Below are 17,330 nucleotides of genomic sequence, written 5' to 3'. Positions count from 1 at the left end.
GGGCAGATGGGACCGCGCGATCCGGGTGCCGCGGGTCCCGGCCCCGGCGCGAACCCGGGCGCGACCAGGCCGGACGGCACCTGCCGCGAGGACGGGCGTCCGGTACGTGCCAGTGAACCGCCGTTGGCACCGTTGCCGGCGCCGGGGCGGATGCCGGTCGGCAGCCGCATGCGCACCATCGCGCAGGACCGCGGCTACCTGCGGATCGGGATCGTGACCGACGCTCCGCCGGCCGGCCTGATGAACTGGCGCACCCTGCAGTTGGAGGGGTTCGACGTGGGCATCGCCCGGGCGGTCGCCGCGGCGATCTTCGGGCCGACCGAGGTGGACAGCCACATCCAGTTCCGTGCGGTGACCACCAGCGACCGGGAGGACCTGCTGCGCTCGAACATGGTCGACATGCTGGTCGCGACCATGACCATCACCTGCGAACGCAAACGACAGGTGCGCTTTTCCAGCGTCTACTACGAGGCCACGCTGCGGTTGCTGGTGCGCCAGGACTCCGGCATCACCGATCTGGCCGCGCTCGCCGGCCGGCCCGTGTGCACCTCGGCGGGCAGCACCGCGGGGGACAAACTCGCCCATCACGCACCGACGCAGGCCCCACGGGTGGTGACGTTGCCCCGCATCGCCGACTGTCTGGTCGCCCTGCAGTACGGCGACGTCGACGCGATCGTCGGCGACGACGTGCTGCTGGCCGGGCTCGCCGCGCAGGATCCCTACACCACGGTGCTGGGCCCGGCGGCGTTCGGACCCGCCTTCGCCGCCGGTGGGGGACTCGACGAGCCCTACGGCATCGCGATGCCGGTCACCGGGGACCAGGCGGGCGACGACCTGTTCGTCTCCTTCGTCAACGGCGTCCTGCGCCAGATCATGCTGGACGGAACCTGGTCCCGGCTCTACGACGCGTGGCTGCGCCCGGGACTGCGGGTCGCCGGCCAGCCGCCCCTGCCCGGCTCGGGCCGGGCCTCGTCCTGAGCCGGGTCAGCGCAGCGTGCGGGGCCGGGCCCGGTTGGCCTGGTTCACCAGCCGGACCCGGCCGGCCCGGTCGGAGGTGAGTCGGGCCATGTCCCGGTAGGTCCGCTCCAGTCCGAACCGCAGCTCCCGCTCCGTCATCGGACGGCCCAGCAGCAGCGGAAGCCGAGCCCTCGGCCCGCGCGCGTCCTGCGTGCCTGCCCGGCCGCCGCCCGGCTCATACCGGTCGCCCGGCCCGCCCGGATGGTCCTGGCCGGCGTCGCCGGTGCCGTTCTCGGCTTCGACACCGTCGGGGTCGTCGGGGTCGTCGGAGCCGTCGGGGTCGTCGAGGCCGGTCAGACCGGCGGCGAGCAGGTCCAGCGCCCCGGCGTAGATGTCCCGGCACAGCTCGGCGCGGCGTCGTTCCCCGAGATCCAGCAGCGGGTCGGTGAGCAGGGCCGCAGCCCGGAGCAGCGCGGCCTGACCGGCGCCCGGGGTGTCGTCCGCGGTGGCCCGGGCGACCAGAACCTCGATCATCCGCGCCCGGGAGGCGGTGTAGGCCGAGGACGAGCGCGGCACCCGCTGGTAGGCGTCCAGCCGGCCGTCCGGGTCGGTGCGGCAACGGGCCAGCCCGAACGCGGCGCTGGTGACGCCCGGGTCGATGGTGCACACGATGTCGAACAGGTCGGCGGCGCGCAGTCGGGCCGCGGCGCGTGGGGAGTCGGCCTCGTCTCGTCCCGCAAGGTCCTCGCGTCCCGCAAGGTCCTCGCGTCCCGCAAGGTCCTCGCGTCCCGCAAGGTCCTCTCGTCCCGCGACCTCGGCCTGGGCCATGGCGAGGGCGAGGCGGGGCGCGAGTTCCCCGGGCACCTGGGAGAAGACCCGGTCGAAGGCCGCCACGGCCAGGCCCGGCTGGCCACCGACCAGGGCGGCGACGCCCCGATACCAGTCGACCCGCCACTCCAACGGGGCGGCGCCGGCGGCCTCGTCCAGCACCCGGGCGGCCTCGTCCAGCGCCCCGGCACGGATCGTGGCGCGGATCAGGGACAGACGCACCTCGATGGTCCGCGGAACGATCGCTGCCAGCCGGGTGGCGAACGCCGCCGGCTCCTCGTCGGGGCCGGCGGCCAGTGCGGGTGCATGCGGGTCGTTCGGATCGACCCGCAGGTCCGGCAGCACTTCCCAGGCGGCGGGAGCCGCGCCGGGTCCCGCCTCGCCGGTGGGATGGCCGGCCGCGTCGAACCATCGGCTGGCCAGCGGCGGGACGGGTCCCTCGGTGCGGGCGACGACCTCGTAGAGTACCCCGACCAGCTCGTCCGCCAGTTCGGTGACGCTCTGGAAGCGCCGATCGGGATCGGTCGCGGTGGCCCGGCGCAACAGCCGGTCCAGAGACTCGAACTGCCGCAGCGGCAGGTGGGCCCGTCGCGGGGGCAGACCATGGCGGTAGGCGTCGACGAAACCGGCGAAGCGTCCGAGGACGAGGCGGGCGAGGGTGCGCGCGACCGCGAAGATGTCGGTGGTGATCGTGGGGGCGCAGCGGACGATGCCGGCGGGACGCTCCCCGTCGTCGTCGAGTTCCGGTGCCCGGTACCCGGGGGTGGACAGATAGCCCGAGACCCGGTCGTCGAGCCGGCGGGCACCGCCCAGGTCGATCAGCTTCACTCCGGACGGGGTGATCATCACGTTGTCCGGCTTGAAGTCGCAGTAGACGAGCCCCATCCGGTGCAGATGGCCCAGCGCGGGCAGCACTCGCAGCAGATAGCGCAGGACGTCGGCCACCACCGGCCGCCCCGGCACTGCAGCGGCGCCGACGCCGGCGCCGACCTGTTCGGCATGCGCCGTGTCCGCCATCGCCGCCAGGGAGACGCCGGGAACGTACTCCATGACGATGTAGTCCTCGCCGGCGTGTGTGACGTAGTCGAGGATTTTCACGATGCTGGGATGGGAAACGGTGGTGAGAATGCGTCGCTCACCTTCGGCGACACGTCGTGCCTCCGGGTTCGCCGCGTCCAACAGGCCCTTGAGGACGACCCAGGCCTGGACGCCGTCGCCGCCGAGATTGTCGTCGGTGGCGGCATAGACCCAGCCGAGTCCGCCATGGGCGATGACGCCGTGCACCGTGTAACGGCCCACTCGCTCACCGGGGTGAAGTTTCACGGTGAACGAATAACGGTGCCCGCATTCCCCGCAGGTCCCGTCCAGGGACGCGGCGCCCGACTCGTCCGGTTGGGCGACGGGTGTGGCGCAGCCGGCGCATTCCCGCAGGGCGGGCGGCACACTGGGCGCCGTGAGCAGGGCCGGTTCGGCGCCGGTCCGTGGCGTGATCCGCCGGGGCAGTCGCAGCGGGTCGCGGGGAGTGCCCCGGGCTGGCCAGCCGCGTGGCGTGCTTCTCGTGCGGGGGGCGGGAACCGCCGGGCCATCCGCGCCCTCGGCGCGACCTGGATCGCCCGTCCGACCTGGGCTGCCTGTCCGACCTGGGCTGCCTATCCGACCTGGGCTGCCCGTCCGACCTGGGCCGCCGGTGTCTGCCGAGCCACCGGTGCCGACCGGACCGTCTGGGCTGCCGGCGGCGTGCGGACCGTCGGCGTCGGGTGGCTGGCTGGTGATCAGGCTCAGCTCGCTGTCACCGTCGTCGCCGGGACGGGGGGATCCGGTGAACCTGGCCCGAGCGGGCTCGGTCGGCTCGAACGGGTCGCCGGGCCGGGTCGCGCTCTGCTCCGTCACCGGCGACCCCCGTCCCCAGCCGTGCCGTCCCGCGCTGCGCTGCGCTGCGTCGTGCTGCTGTGTGCCGTGCTGTTCTGTGTCGTGCTGTTCTGTGTCGTGTGCACCACCCGTACCACCCGTCGCCGACCATCACGCCTGGTGGGCGGATGGCATCTCGGTGACAGGGTGGCACGGGTGGCCCCGTACGGCGAGGCGTCGGGCGCCCGGCGGCGCCAGACCGAACACGGCCCGGCCAGCCGGCCGCGGCGCCGCAGGCCGGTCGGTCAGTGGCGCACCGCGTGACGACGACCCGAGACGGCCCGGTAGACCAGCAGGGCGACGATCGCGCCGATCACGGAGCCGATGAAGCCCGACGGCTGGAACGCACCCTCGCTCAGGTCATGGCCGAAAAGAACGTAGCCCAGCAGGCCCCCGATGAACGAGCCGACAATTCCGAGGCCGATGGTCGCCGGAATTCCCATCGGGTCGCGGCCGGGGACGAGAAGACGGGCGACGGCGCCGGCAATCAGGCCGAGAATAATGAAGCTGACGATGAACCAGAGCACGGGGACCTCCGTTGTCGCATACGGGTCCGGCGGCGGCCAGGTGCGCCGCTTTCCATGTTCGCCGGGCTGATCGTGGAGGGATATCCCCGGTGCGGACCCCGTCAAACGGCCCGTATCGGTAAAGGTTCCCCGTCCCGTGGAGGTCAGGAAAGTCGGCCCTTCCGGTCAGCCCCCTGCGGGGGGTGCCTCGCGCGCGGTTTTCGGCGGACGGCCCCGCTGTGGGCGGCCTCCGGCAAGCCGTTACCGATGGGCCGGACCCGGCTGGGCGGTGCTGTCGGGCCGGGTGGGTGTCACCCGGAGGCGTCGCGCAGGGCGTCACCCAACCGGGCCAGGCCCTCGCCGATGCGCTCGGGGGAATGGGTGGTGAACGACAGCCGCAGCGTGCGCGGATCGGGCACGCCGGGATAGAAGGCCGCCCCCGGCACGTAGGCGACCCGCTGGGCGAGCGCCGCCGGCAGCAGCGCGGTGGCATCGAGCCCTGCGGGCAGGCGCACCCAGACGAACATCCCGCCCGCCGGTTCGTTCCAGCGGCTGCCCGCGGGCAGCGCCGCCGGCAGCCCGGCGAGCAGCGCGTCCCGTCGGGACCGGTAGGCGTCGCACATGAGCGCGATCCGTGCATCGGGATCGGCTGCCTCCAGATAGCGGGCGGCGGCCGCCTGATCGACGGTGGAGGTGTGCAGGTCGGTGGCCTGCTTGGCGATCACACAGGCGCGTCGCAGCGAGACCGGTGCCCGCAGCCAGCCCAGCCGCATCCCGGGCGCCATCGTCTTGGACAGGCTGCCGAGCAGCACCGTGCGGTCGGCCGCGGCGGGCAGGCTCGCGATCCACGGCTGCGCCGCACCGGACAGTCGCAGCTCGCCGTACGGATCGTCCTCGATGATCCACAGCCCGCGCCGGGCGGCGAGCTCGGCGACGGCGTGACGCCGCGCGGCGGACATCGTGCGTCCGGTGGGGTTCTGGAAGGTCGGCACAAGGTAGAGCAGGCGTGGCCGGTGCCGTCCGACGATCTCCTCCAGGCGGTCGGGCCGGACACCGTCGTCGTCGGTGGGAACCGCCACGACCCGGGCTCCGGCCAGATCGAAGGCCTGCAGCGCGGCCAGGTAGGTCGGTTCCTCCACGACCACCGTGTCACCGGGATCGAGCAGGGCGGCCGTGAGCAGCGCAAGCGCCTGCTGCGAGCCGGAGGTGACCACCAGGTCGTCCGCCTCGGTCGCCAGGCCCCGCCGCCGCAGCCGGGCCGCGAGTGCCGCCCGCAACCGCGGATCGCCCTCACTCGTGGAGTACTGCAGGACCTCCCGGGGCCGTTCGGTGAGCACCTCGTCGTAGGCTCGGCGCAGCCCCGTGGCGTCGAACAGCTCGGCGGCGGGCAGGCCCCCGGCAAACGAGATCAGCTCCGGGTCGGCGGTGAGCGCGAGCAGGTCACGCACCGGCGAAGTGCGCAGCCGGCTGGCCCGCGCGGCCAGCGTGACGGGCGCGGCGACCGTGGTCACCGGGCTTTCGGCGGGCACAGTGCCCACGGTGGTCAGGGCGTCCATGCGACGTTCCTCGGCTCGACGTATCTCTGTGTATCTCTATGCATCTCTGTGTATCTCGAAATATGAGACAGTTTTCCCAAATTCTGAATGAGTCGATGCTAGCGGACCAACGGCCGCCCGGCCCGTCCACTGTGGTGTCGGGCCGACGACGACGGCCCGCGCGGGTTGTCGCGGCACATGCGCGCTGGCGTGGGACGATGACGGACAGGATCGTGACGAACAGGGCGTGAGCAGCGGCCGCCGACCGCATCCGGTGAGGTGGCCAGCAGGAGCGGGAGGTGGTCAGCCGTGGTCGTCCCGGTAGCGCCGCCGCGTGGTGAGGGCCGACGCACCGGCCGACGTCCGGCGACGAACGCCGCGGACCTCGAACGGCTCGCCCTGCACCTGTTCACCGAGCGGGGCTTCGACGAGACGACGGTGGACGACATCGCCCGCGAGGCCGGTATCGGCCGACGAACGTTCTTCCGCTACTTCGCCTCCAAGAACGATCTTGCATGGGGTAACTTCGATGCGCACCTGGAGATCATGCGCACGGCGCTGGCCGACGCGGCACCCGACGAGGCCGCGCTGGACGTGCTGCGTCGCGCGATCCTCGAGTTCAACACCTATCCACCGGCCGAGGGTGTCTGGCTGCGTCGGCGGATGGCGCTGATCCTGCGTACCCCCACCCTGCAGGCCCACTCGACACTGCGGTTCACCAGCTGGCGGGACGTGGTCGCGGAGTTCGTCGCCGGCCGGGTCGGCCAGCCGGCGAGCGCCCTGATCCCGCAGGCGGTGGCCGCCGCCCATCTCGGCGTCGCGGTAACCGCCTATGAGCAGTGGCTGCGCGGTGACGACACCGACCTGGTGGCCATCCTCGACGAGGCACTCCGACTGCTGGCCAGCGGCTTCGCCGGGCTCTGACTTTCGTGCGGTGGCACGTTGGCCGGGCTGCTGTCAGGCTGTGCTCCCATCGATGCGATCCGTGACGTCGGCTGCTGCCGGGGTGAGATCGTCCGACGGGGGAGGTACGGCTCCATGGCAGGCATGAGCTCGCACAACGGCGTCGGCCCGGGTGATGTCGTCCTGCGCGGCGGCCCGGTCACCGGCGTTTCCACCAGCCCGCTGTTCGTGTCCCCGGACGGGGACGGATCCGCGTCGTCCCGGCCGGCGCCGCCACCGCCGCAGATGTCGGCGCCGCAGATGTCGGCGCCGACATCCCAGCCTGAGCCGGCATCGCCATCCCGGTCGGGACCGGTGGCGTCGCCCCGATCGGAATCGGCGGCGTCGTCGGCCAGACCTGCGTCCGCACGGCCTGCGCCATCCCGCCCGGCCCCGCCCCGCCCGGCCCCGCCCCGCCCGGCACCATCGCGGTCACCGTCGACTCGCTCTGCATCATCCAGGTCCGGGTCGGCCAGGTCTGCGACCGCCCGACCCGCATCGGCCCGGTCTGCGACCGCCCGGCCGACGACAGGGCGGTCGGCACCGGCACGCCCCGGGGCGGTGCAGGACGCGTCGGTGCCGCTGACCTCCACCACGCGACGGGCTGGCACCGGCCGGGTCGCACCCGGCGGTGGCGTGGCTCGGCGGCCCGGCACGACCACAGGCACGACCACAGGCACGACCACCGGCGCGACGTCCGCTGGCACCATCACCGGCGCGACGTCCACCACGTCGGGTCGGTTGCGCCGGAACGACGGGGACGCCCAGCTGCTGGTCCGTCGACATCACGCCACCGTGCGATTGCCTTTCGTGACGGCCCAGGTGGAACTGGCCCTTCCGCAGCCGCCGGCCCGGCTGCGGGTCGGGCCGGTCGGCCTGCCGACTCCGGGACGGATCGCCTACTACCTGGGGTTGGGCGCGCTGGTCGCGGTCGAGCTTGTCGAGTGGCCGGTCGCGTTGGCCGTGGCGGCAGCGAGTCATCTCACCGACCGGGCCCGCGCTACGCCCGGCGCGCAGGACCGTGCGTCGAGCTCGAAGGGCCGAGCACCGCATCCAGGGCAGCCCGCGCCGAGCGCGAAGCGCCGGGCACCGAGCGGCACGAAGCCGTCCGGACGACCCTAGCCGGTTTTCGTGGATCAGCTGGCTGACCCGCTCGGGGTCCGAACCGTGGTCGCTCAGCACGGCCAGGACCGTGCCCAGCGACCACGGTTCTGGGGTGCCGCTGGACACGGCAGTGGTGGACCCGCGATCTGCGCCTGGAGTCATCCTCCGATTACGTTTTGCGGGTAGCGAGGACCCTATCGGCCGGTCCCCGCGACGCGGCGCAGTCCATCGACCATGGTCGCTTCCTGCGACGCTGCAGTCGGGGCGTGCGGGCGTGCGGGCGTGCGGGATGCGCCGGGGCCGTCGTGGTCGTGGCCGTTTTGCCGACCACCCGACCCGTGTGGGTGGATCTCGCTTCGGGGCTGGTTGCGAGGCGTGATGCGGTGGCGACGGCGTTGCTGTCGGTGTGGGTGAGATACGTTTTGGCGCCGGAAAGTGAACGGGCCGGTGGGCCGGTGGGCCGGTGGGTGGAGCTTCGCGGCGGCGGAATCCTGCCGCTCCTGGCGCCGCCGAACTGGCCGGCAGCGTCAGCGAGGGCGAGCGGAAATCCACGACAGGCGATCTGGTCGATCGCCCCGGACCGGGTGGTCCGGGGCCGCGCCGATTCCGCCGTGCACGGACGTTAGCGTGAGCGCCGTGCGGACATGGGGTGGGTACAGCGCTGGGTGCAGCGGGCCGACGGGAACTCGACAGCGGGTGACGCGGTGAACTATCCGCAGGCCGCGATTCTCGGCCTCGTCCAGGGGCTGACCGAGTTCCTGCCGGTCTCCTCCAGTGCTCATCTGCGAATCACCGCGGTGGCGGCCGGCTGGGACGACCCGGGCGCCGCGTTCACCGCCGTCACCCAGATCGGTACGGAAGCGGCCGTGCTGCTCTACTTCCGCCAGGACATCGCCCGGATCCTGCAGGCGTCGGCGCGTTCGATCCGGGAACGGGAGATGCGCGGTGATCCTGACGCCCGGATCGGCTGGCTCGTGCTGCTCGGCACGATCCCGATCGGGGTGTGCGGCCTGACTTTGCAGGACGCCATCGAGGGGCCGTTTCGGGACCTGCGGCTGACCGCGACGAGCCTCATCGCGTTCGGCCTGGTGCTCGGCGCCGCCGACCGCTGTGCCGCCGGCGGCCGGGGCCGGCACCGTCTGCCGAAGCCACGGCGGACGCTGACCGACCTGTCGGTACGCGACGGGGTGCTGTTCGGGTTCGCACAGGCCGCGGCCCTGATTCCGGGGGTGTCGCGGTCCGGGGCGACGATCGGCGGCGGACTGCTGCTCGGCTACACCCGGGAGGCCGCGGCCCGTTACTCGTTCCTGCTCGCGATGCCCGCCGTCCTCGCCTCGGGCCTGTTCGAACTGCGCCATCTGGTCGGATCGGGTGGTGCGGACGACGGCGACGATCCAGCTTCCCCAGCCTCCCCGGCGGCAGCGGCGGGCTCGAGTTCGGGGACGGCCTCGTCGGTGGCGTCGTCGGTGGCCGGTGACGCGGAACTGTCCTGGGGGCCCACGCTGTTGGCTACCGGTGTGGCGTTCACCACCGGCTACGCGGCCATCGCCTGGTTCCTGCGCTACGTCTCGTCGCGCAGTTTCGCGCCGTTCGTCGGCTACCGGGTGGGCCTGGGGGCGCTGCTGCTCAGCCTGCTCGCCGCCGGTGTTCTTGACGCGCGGGCCGGCGCCCCGCAGAACTGAGCCTGCGGGGCGGGCGCGCAGTGGATCTGCCGCGTCGACTACGGTGGTTGCGCGGCTTCCGCGGCGCGCGGACCGACGCGGTCGGCGGGATGCTCGGAACCCTGGCCGAGGCGGGACGTGGCACGCGACGGGCTGGAGGAGACAATGGATCGGCCACCGGCCGAGCAGGACCAGCCCGTGCACGTCCGCCCCGTCGAGGGCGGTGGCGCGGCGGTGCTGACGGGACTCACCGCGGCCGAGGTGGCCGAACGGGTCGCTGACGGTCGGGTCAACGACGTGCCGGTGCGCTCGAGCCGGTCGGTCGGCGAGATCGTCCGGGCGAACGTCCTGACCCGGATCAACGCGCTGATCGGCGCCCTGTTCATCCTGGTGATGATCGTCGGGCCGGTCCAGGACGGTCTGTTCGGCGGTGTGATCATCGCGAACACGCTGGTCGGAATGTTCCAGGAGCTGCGTGCCAAGCGCACCCTGGATCGCCTCGCCCTGGTCGGGGAGGCCCGCCCGGTCGTGCGCCGCGACGGTGTCGCCACGCCGATGCCCGCCGCCGAGATCGTCCTGGACGACATCATCGAGCTCGGCTCCGGCGACCGGATCCCGGTCGACGGTGAGATCATGACGGCCGACCAGCTCGAGGTCGACGAGTCACTGCTCACCGGTGAGGCCGACCCGGTGCACAAGCAGCCCGGGGACACCACCATGTCCGGCAGCTTCGTCGTCGCCGGCACCGGGGCGTATCGCGCCACCCGGGTCGGCCGGGCGGCGTACGCCGCGCAGCTCGCCGAGGAGGCGAGCCGGTTCACCCTGGTCCGCTCGGAGCTGCGCACCGGGATCAGCACGATCCTGCGGGTGGTCACCTGGATGATCATCCCGACCGGGATCGCGCTCATCATCAGCCAGCTGGTCGTCAACGACAACGACCTGCCCGAGGCGATCCGCCGCATGGTCGCGGGCCTGGTGCCGATGGTGCCCGAGGGCCTGGTGCTGCTCACCTCGGTCGCCTTCGCCGTCGGTGTGGTGCGCCTGGGCCGGCGCCAGTGTCTGGTGCAGGAGCTGCCGGCGATCGAGGGGCTCGCCCGGATCGACGTCGTCTGCCTGGACAAGACCGGCACCCTCACCGAGTCCGCCATGGACGTCACCGACCTGCGTCTCGTCCCTGCCGCCACCGCGACTGCGGCCGGTACCGACGGTGGTGACGGTGATGAGGTGGGCGTCCGGGTGCGGGCGGTGCTCGGCGCGCTCGGCGCCGCCGACGAGCGGCCCAACCCCAGCCTGCAGGCGATCATCGACGCGTACCCGGCCCCCGACGGCTGGTCGGTGCGTGGGAACGCCCCGTTCTCCTCGGCCCGCAAGTGGAGCGGCGCAGCTCTCGCCGACGCCACCGGCGCGGTGACCACCTGGCTGCTCGGGGCTCCGGACGTGCTGCTGCCCGCCGGGCACCCCGTCCTGGCCGAGGCCGACACGTTCGGCGCGCGGGGACTGCGGGTGCTGCTGCTCGGCGAGACCACGCTGTCTCTGGACGCGGCGCTCGCCGAACCGGGCACCGTCACCGGGACGGTCACCCCGGCGGCGCTGGTTGTCCTCGCCCAGCGGTTGCGGGCCGACGCGAGTGACACCCTGCGCTACTTCGCCGAGCAGAACGTGGCGGCGAAGGTCATGTCCGGGGACAACGCCCTGTCGGTCGGCGCGGTCGCCCGCAGCCTCGGACTGCCCGGCGCCGAGCACCCGGTGGACGCCCGCACCCTGCCCACCAGCCGGGACGCCCTGGCCGACCTGCTCGAACGCCACTCGGTGTTCGGCCGGGTCACCCCGCAGCAAAAGCGCGAGATGGTCGGCGCGCTGCAGTCGCGCAGACACACGGTCGCGATGACCGGCGACGGGGTCAACGACGTGCTGGCGCTCAAGGACGCCGACATCGGCGTGGCCATGGGCTCCGGCAGCCAGGCCGCCCGCGGGGTCGCCCAGATCGTGCTGCTCGACAACAGCTTCGCGACCCTGCCCTCGGTCGTGGCCGAGGGGCGCCGCGTCATCGGCAACATCGAACGCGTCGCGAACCTCTTCCTGACCAAGACCGTCTACTCGGTGCTGCTGGCTGTCCTCGTCGTCATCACCGGCGTGCCCTACCCGTTCCTGCCCCGCCACCTGACCCTGCTCGGGTCGCTGACGATCGGCATCCCCGCGTTCTTCCTGGCGCTGGCGCCCAACAGCGAACGGGCCCGCCCGGACTTCGTCGGTCGCGTCCTGCGCTTCGCGATCCCCGCGGGCGTGATCGCCGGCAGCGCCACCATGGCCTCCTACCTGCTGTCCCGCTCGATCTACAACGACCTCGACGCCGAGACGTCGATGGCCACCCTCACCCTGTTCCTCATCGCCCTGTGGGCGCTGGCGATCGTGGCCCGCCCCTACACCTGGTGGCGGATCGCCCTGGTGCTGACCATGGCCGCCGCGTTCGTCCTGGTCCTGGTCATCCCGTTCGCCCAGGACTTCTTCCAGCTCTCCCTGGTCGGCACCACCGGCCCGCTCAGCGGCCTGGGTATCGCCGTGGGCGCAGGCGTCCTGCTCGAGCTGTCCTGGCTGGTCATCCGTCGCCGCGACGCCGCCGCCAACGCCCGCGCGGACATCGCCGCCGCCCGCCGCCCCCACATCCAGCGCAGCCACGTCCGCACCCTGCCCCCCACCCCCACGCCCGTCGAGACCCCCACACCCGTCGAGACCGCCGCACCCACCGCGGGCTCCGGCACCCTCACCGCGACGCCGTCCGCGGAGGTAACCGCACCGGAGGCCAAGGTGGCCGCCGGTACCGAGTCCGCCGAACAGCCGCTCACCTCGCCGGTGTCTGTCGGCGACGACGATGCGCTGACGGTCCACGGCTCGACGTCTGCGGTCGACGATCCGGCGGTCTCGCGCCTACGGACCTGATCGGACATCCCCGTACCCGTACCCGGGAGCGGCAGTCGACGCTGTGACAGCGGCTGTGCGGGCAGCAACACGAAGGTCTCGAGGTTGGTGCCGCGACCTGATGCCCCACGAATGTTCGGGGACGGCACCCGACCACAACCGGAAACGTTCATGGACGGCGCGCTGGCGAGGATGAACGAAGCCCCAGGCGCAGTGGCCTAGGAGGGGAGGGTGCCGCGGGCAGGTGGCTCCTGGTTGTCGGCGGCCTCGCGGGGGCGGGGTGGGCGGATCGGGCCGGGCACGGTCGTCATGCCGGTGGGGGGTAGCTGGCCACCGCCGGGACGGGCGGAGAGCCGGGCGAGGTAGGCGTTGTAGGCGTCGAGCTCGGCGTCGACGTCGCCGGCGGCGGCGATACGCCGCTCGCGGTTGCGGTTGCGTCGGTCGTCGGTGCGGGCCCACTGGGCGACGAGGACCAGCAGGACGGTGAAGGTCGGCAGCTCCCCGAACGACCAGGCGATGCCGCCGGCGGTGTGCTGGTCGCTGAGCGGGCTGGACCCCCACGGCCGGACCAGCCGGTCGTACCAGCCGGAGCCCAGCAGGTTGGACGTCCCCATGATGGTCAGACCGAGGAAGGTGTGGAACGGCACGATGGCGATCAGCATGAGGATCCGGCCCGGATGCGGCAGCCGGCGCGGCAGCGGGTCGATGCCGATGATCAGCTCGAAGAACAGCAGGCCGACCGCCAGGAAGTGCACGTTCATGTAGAGGTGACCGAGGTGGTTGCTCATGAGCGTGGACAGCAGCGACGTCAGGTACAGCACGTACAGACCGCCGACGAAGTTGATGCTGACCACCACCGGATGCGTCAGGAACCGCACCGGCCACGAGTGCAGCCCGGCGACCAGCCATTCCCGCGGCCCACTGCGATGCGGGGCCCTGGCCGGGCGCAGCGCGCGCAGTGCCAGGGTCACCGGCGCACCGAGGACGAGCGGGATCGGCGCCACCATGTTCAGCAGCATGTGCTGGGTCATGTGCACGCTGAGCAGGACCGGTCCATAGCGGCCAAGTCCGCTGCAGGTCGCGGCCACGACGACGAACAGGCCGACGAACCAGGCGATCGTGCGTCCGATCGGCCAGCGGTCGCCGCGGGCCCGCAGCCGTAGCACGGCCGCCAGGTACGCCCCGGCGCCGAGTACGCATCCGGCGAGGAACACCCAGTCAAGGCGCCAGTCCAGCGCGAGGCGCCAGGCTGTGACCGGCGGCGGCATCGGATAGCCCAGCAGTGCCCGGGTCGGGTCGTTCGGCACGTACGCGTCGTTGACCGGGGGAGCGGTGCGGGCCAGGCCCACCGCGAGCCCGAAGGTCGCGACGAGCATGGTGAGCTCCACGCCCGCCAGCTGCACATACCGCCCGATCAGCGACGTCCGGCCGGAGCCGGGAGCAGCCGCCGGGACCGCGTCGTCGGATGGCTCCGCCCCGTCGGATGATGCGGCGAGGCCGTTGGCCGCGAGGCCGGGGGAGCTGCCGGTCGTGGACGCGACCGGGGCGGACGCAACCGGGGCGGACGCAGGCAGGGTGGACGCGGCCGGCGGGTCGAGGTGGTCGACGACCCGGCGCCGCAGCACGGCTCCGAGGGCCACCGCCGCGATCAGGCCGACGGCCTTGAGTAGGACGAGCACGCCGTAACGGGTCTGCCACAGCGGTGCGACACCGCCGAGACGCAGGGCCGCACTGCCGATACCGGTGACCGCGGTCGAGGCGGCGGCGAGCGCGGCGAGCCGGCTGTACCGCCGCAGCGCCGGGCCGAAGGACGTGACCGGCAGCCGCACGGCGGACAGCAGCCCGAGCAGACCGCCGACCCAGGTCGTCGCGGCGAGCACATGGACGGCCAGCGCCACGACCGCCACGGCATGATCGCCGGAGCTCGCGGCGTGCCCGGTCAGGATCGGGGGCAGCAGCGCCGCCCCGGCGACGACCAGCAGCGCGCCGGCGGCGGTGGTGGTGGTGACCGTTCGAGCGATGATCGCGATGGCCGCCGCGAGGACCGCCACGATCAGCAGGGCCCGTCCCTGCCCGGTGGACGTGACGAACAGGCGCAGCGCATGCCGGTCCAGGACGTCACCGGCCGGGCGGGCGGAGACCTCGGAGAGGGTGAGGACCAGCTCGGCAAGGGTGGCCACGAGCCAGACCACCGCCGCATCGGCCGCGTGGCGCCCACAGCGGTGGGCGGTCGCGCCCAGAGCCTTCGGCGCCGCGGACCGGGCCGCAGGCAGTAGGACGGCGGCGGTCAGCAACCAGCCGAGGGTGGCCACGGCGGCGATCCGCCCGACCAGCTGGGCCATCGGCAGCGCCCAGTACGTCCCCGTCCCCGACGACGGCAGCCCTGGTAGCCGCAGCGGCCCCGGCCCGGTCCCGACCACCAGCGCGAGGACGCCGACCCCCGCGGCCACCGCGATCGGCAGCACCCGCGCGGCCAGCCACCGTCGACGGGGACCGTCGGGCGCCGATGCGCCTGACTGCGATCCGGCTGGCTGGGTGGCGTCGGGCTGCGAGGCGTCCGGCTGGGTGGGCGCGGGTTCGGACGGGAGCGGGTTGCTGCCGGCCGCGCCCGGGGGAGTGCCCGGAGCGGGGGGGAGGTCCATGATCAGTGTTCTCCCGGGCGGCTTCGACGTCGGACGAGGTACAGGGCACCACCAACCACCACGACCGCGAGAGCGCTCAGACCGGCGATGGCCCATCCCCCGAGGCCGCCACCGCCACCGCCAGCGCCACCGTCACCGGCAGCGGTGGCCTCCGAGGTCGGCACGGCGGTGGCGGACACATCGGTTGCCGCAGCCGTCGGCGAGGCAGTGGCGGAGGAGGCGCCCGGCGAGGTAGTGGCTGGTGGGGTGGTGGAGGTCGGTGCGGAGGCCTGCGTGACGGTGAAGGTGAAGGTACCCCCGACGGGATGGCCGTCGGCAGACACCGCCTGATAGGCAACGGTATACACGCCGTTACTCGTCGCCGTCAGCGGCTGGTGGACGGTGCCGCCCTGCACCCGTGGTGCCCCGTCGGTGTGGGGGGCACCGTCGGGCCCGGTGACGGCCACCCGGATGTAGCGGGACGAGATCGACTCGCTGAAGGTAAGGGTGATCTCGGTCGGCGGGGCCGCCACGGTGGCGTCCGCGGCCGGGGAGGTCGCCACCAGCCGGGAGTGGGCCGAGGCCGGCGCGGCCAGGCCGACCACCAGCGCCGGCAGCGCCACGAGCAGAGAGGTCACCAGCCGCCCGATCGGCGTCCGCGCCCGCTCGCGGTGACGGCTGCCGGCCCGGAACTGCACCTGTCGTCGCACCCCCGAGATTCTACGCCCGGTAGAAAGTCCGTCCTGGTCCCTGCCGGCGTCGCGCCGCTACTGCGGTTGGGGGGTGCTGGTGAGGGTCGCGCGGATGTGGCGGGCGGCCCACCAGTTGATCAGGATGGTGCCACCGGTGGGGGAGTGGGTGCTCGCTGACCTCGCGGGCCTGCACGACGCGGTGCAGGCCGGTGCGGGTCGTCTCGAGGTCGGTGACGGTCGTGAGGACGTCGACGGTGAGTCGGGTACGCGGACGGGCTGGAGGGATCGCGGACAGATGGCCACTCGCCGTGATGGTTGGCCAGTCTGCGGGAAGCGCCGGGAGATGCTGGTAGCAGGCCGACGAAGGAGTTGACCTCAAGCCGACTTGAACTCTTAGCCTGACCGTCGCAGGGCCAAGCGGTCTTATCGGCCCCACCTCATCAACGACGGCCGTTCGGCGCAGGAGCATGAAGGAGCACCGTGCCTCATCTGAGGGACATCACCGACCGAGCAGAACTTGCCGCCCTGGTCGGTCAGCTTGGGCGCTGGCTGGACACCGGCGACGACAAGGAGGGGCGCGCGATCTTCCACGAGGACGCCATCATCCACAGCGCTCGCGGCGGCGCCACGGGGATCGACGACATACTCGACTATTCGCGGCGCACCAGCGACGACAACGAAAACTCTCAGCATCTGATCACCGACGTGCTCGTCGAGCTTGACGGGGACCGTGCCACCATGACGGCGAACGAGCTTGTCGCGTACTTCCCGTCGAGGACGGTCTTTCCCTCGCTCTCGAGGCTCGTCGGCCTGCGTTTCGCGTTCCAGGCGCTCCGCACCCAAGACGGCTGGCGGCTCACCCGCGTTGAGGTCACACCGCTCTGGCGGCAGGAGGCGTGACCGCGCTCCCGATCGCACCCGTTCAACAGTCGTCACCGGGCCAGCGTGGCCAGTCACTCCCTGTGGGCAGGCAGGACGGTCCACCCGTCATCGCTTCGTCCCAAGACCGCGGGCAGTAGTCCGTAGGGGTCAGGATGGATGCCATGAGCGAAGCTCATAAGCTCCAGCCGAACCGGCGCGAGGCGCAGCAACACGAAGTCGTCGCCGCGAGGCCCGTCCGGGAAAAACGCGTCCAGCCCCTCCTGCCACCTCGCCACCCGCTCCTGTTCCTCGTGGACCAGGCAGCTGGTCGCCTGAACGGCGACATAGGCGAAGGCGGCACGGTCCTCCACCGCGAAGCACACCTGAGCATGGTCGGCGGCCTCGGCCGCCTTACGAGACCGTGGGCTGGTCCCGATCCACACCGTGGCGTCGTCTTCTACCGCAAGATGCTGGACGAGGCGGGTATGCGGCACACCGCCGGCGACCGTAGTGAGAAACCCATACAGGTTGCGCCGCAGAAGGTCCAGCGCCGTCCTGGCCAGCTCCTGGGCATCCACCTTCGGCACGTTCAGCAGGGTACGGCCCTTCGCCAGCCACGGTCACGATGCTCCCTCAGAAACGCGCCGGCGACCCTGCACGGACGCTCTTGTGCCACCGCGCGCCGTCCCCCGACCACCCCGCAACCCAGGCTCGCCACGTAGCCGGATGTCCAAGACGCTCTGCCCGCCAGATCTACACCGTCGCCGGCCACGCCGCGGCCCCCCCCCCCCCGCCCCCC

Annotated in this window: 12 protein-coding genes; 6 read left to right on the top strand and 6 right to left on the bottom strand. The window is 72.6% G+C overall.

Annotated features, from left to right (window positions below; genetic code table 11):
* On the top strand, positions 1-978 hold a 978-nt coding region (locus ND747_RS15450; RefSeq protein WP_308204637.1), incomplete at its 5' end, for a glutamate ABC transporter substrate-binding protein.
* 6 nt (positions 979-984) lie between these two features.
* Here the strand turns inward: ND747_RS15450 and ND747_RS15445 are convergent.
* From ND747_RS15445 to ND747_RS15435, 3 genes are all read right to left on the bottom strand, one after another.
* On the bottom strand, positions 985-3,675 hold the full coding sequence (locus ND747_RS15445) for a serine/threonine-protein kinase (protein WP_251734322.1): 2,691 nt from the start codon (positions 3,673-3,675) through the stop codon (positions 985-987).
* Between the two features lie 263 nt (positions 3,676-3,938).
* Positions 3,939-4,220 carry a GlsB/YeaQ/YmgE family stress response membrane protein gene (locus tag ND747_RS15440; protein ID WP_251734321.1) on the bottom strand — a complete coding sequence of 94 codons (282 nt, stop codon included), beginning with the start codon at positions 4,218-4,220 and terminating at the stop codon, positions 3,939-3,941.
* Positions 4,221-4,510: 290 nt separating this feature from the next.
* Positions 4,511-5,755 carry a PLP-dependent aminotransferase family protein gene (locus tag ND747_RS15435; RefSeq protein WP_251734320.1) on the bottom strand — a complete coding sequence of 415 codons (1,245 nt, stop codon included), beginning with the start codon at positions 5,753-5,755 and terminating at the stop codon, positions 4,511-4,513.
* Positions 5,756-6,043: 288 nt separating this feature from the next.
* On the opposite strand from ND747_RS15435, the gene mftR reads away from it, so the two are divergent.
* The 4 genes from mftR (at position 6,044) to ND747_RS15415 (ending at position 12,378) form a co-directional block, all read left to right on the top strand.
* Complete coding sequence (gene mftR / locus ND747_RS15430) at positions 6,044-6,658, top strand: mycofactocin system transcriptional regulator (protein WP_251734319.1); 615 nt, start codon at positions 6,044-6,046, stop codon at positions 6,656-6,658.
* Between the two features lie 594 nt (positions 6,659-7,252).
* Positions 7,253-7,798 (top strand): hypothetical protein, encoded by a 546-nt coding sequence (locus ND747_RS15425; RefSeq protein WP_251734318.1) that lies wholly within the window; start codon positions 7,253-7,255, stop codon positions 7,796-7,798.
* Positions 7,799-8,424: 626 nt separating this feature from the next.
* Positions 8,425-9,462 carry an undecaprenyl-diphosphate phosphatase gene (locus ND747_RS15420; RefSeq protein WP_285900583.1) on the top strand — a complete coding sequence of 346 codons (1,038 nt, stop codon included), beginning with the start codon at positions 8,425-8,427 and terminating at the stop codon, positions 9,460-9,462.
* A gap of 144 nt (positions 9,463-9,606) precedes the next feature.
* Entirely contained in the window at positions 9,607-12,378 is a 2,772-nt protein-coding gene (locus ND747_RS15415) for an HAD-IC family P-type ATPase (protein ID WP_251734317.1), read from the top strand.
* A gap of 197 nt (positions 12,379-12,575) precedes the next feature.
* Here ND747_RS15415 and ND747_RS15410 read toward each other — a convergent pair whose 3' ends face one another.
* Together ND747_RS15410 and ND747_RS15405 are read right to left on the bottom strand one after the other, a co-directional pair.
* Positions 12,576-14,999 (bottom strand): cytochrome c oxidase assembly protein, encoded by a 2,424-nt coding sequence (locus ND747_RS15410; RefSeq protein ID WP_251734316.1) that lies wholly within the window; start codon positions 14,997-14,999, stop codon positions 12,576-12,578.
* A gap of 2 nt (positions 15,000-15,001) precedes the next feature.
* The gene (locus ND747_RS15405) at positions 15,002-15,688 is read right to left on the bottom strand and encodes a copper resistance CopC family protein (protein ID WP_251734315.1); all 687 of its coding nucleotides are present in this window, start codon (positions 15,686-15,688) and stop codon (positions 15,002-15,004) included.
* A gap of 462 nt (positions 15,689-16,150) precedes the next feature.
* Here ND747_RS15405 and ND747_RS15400 point away from each other — a divergent pair, with 462 nt between their 5' ends.
* Positions 16,151-16,570, top strand: a complete 420-nt coding sequence (locus ND747_RS15400) for a nuclear transport factor 2 family protein (RefSeq protein ID WP_251734314.1) — start codon at positions 16,151-16,153, stop codon at positions 16,568-16,570.
* A gap of 53 nt (positions 16,571-16,623) precedes the next feature.
* Here the strand turns inward: ND747_RS15400 and ND747_RS15395 are convergent, their stop codons facing one another.
* Positions 16,624-17,109 (bottom strand): pyridoxamine 5'-phosphate oxidase family protein, encoded by a 486-nt coding sequence (locus ND747_RS15395; RefSeq protein WP_251734313.1) that lies wholly within the window; start codon positions 17,107-17,109, stop codon positions 16,624-16,626.
* Positions 17,110-17,330 lie beyond the last annotated feature (221 nt).

The sequence above is a fragment of the Frankia sp. R82 genome (assembly GCF_023716925.1).
Classification (GTDB): Bacteria; Actinomycetota; Actinomycetes; order Frankiales; family Frankiaceae; genus Frankia.
This window is presented reverse-complemented; position numbering and strand designations above follow the sequence as displayed.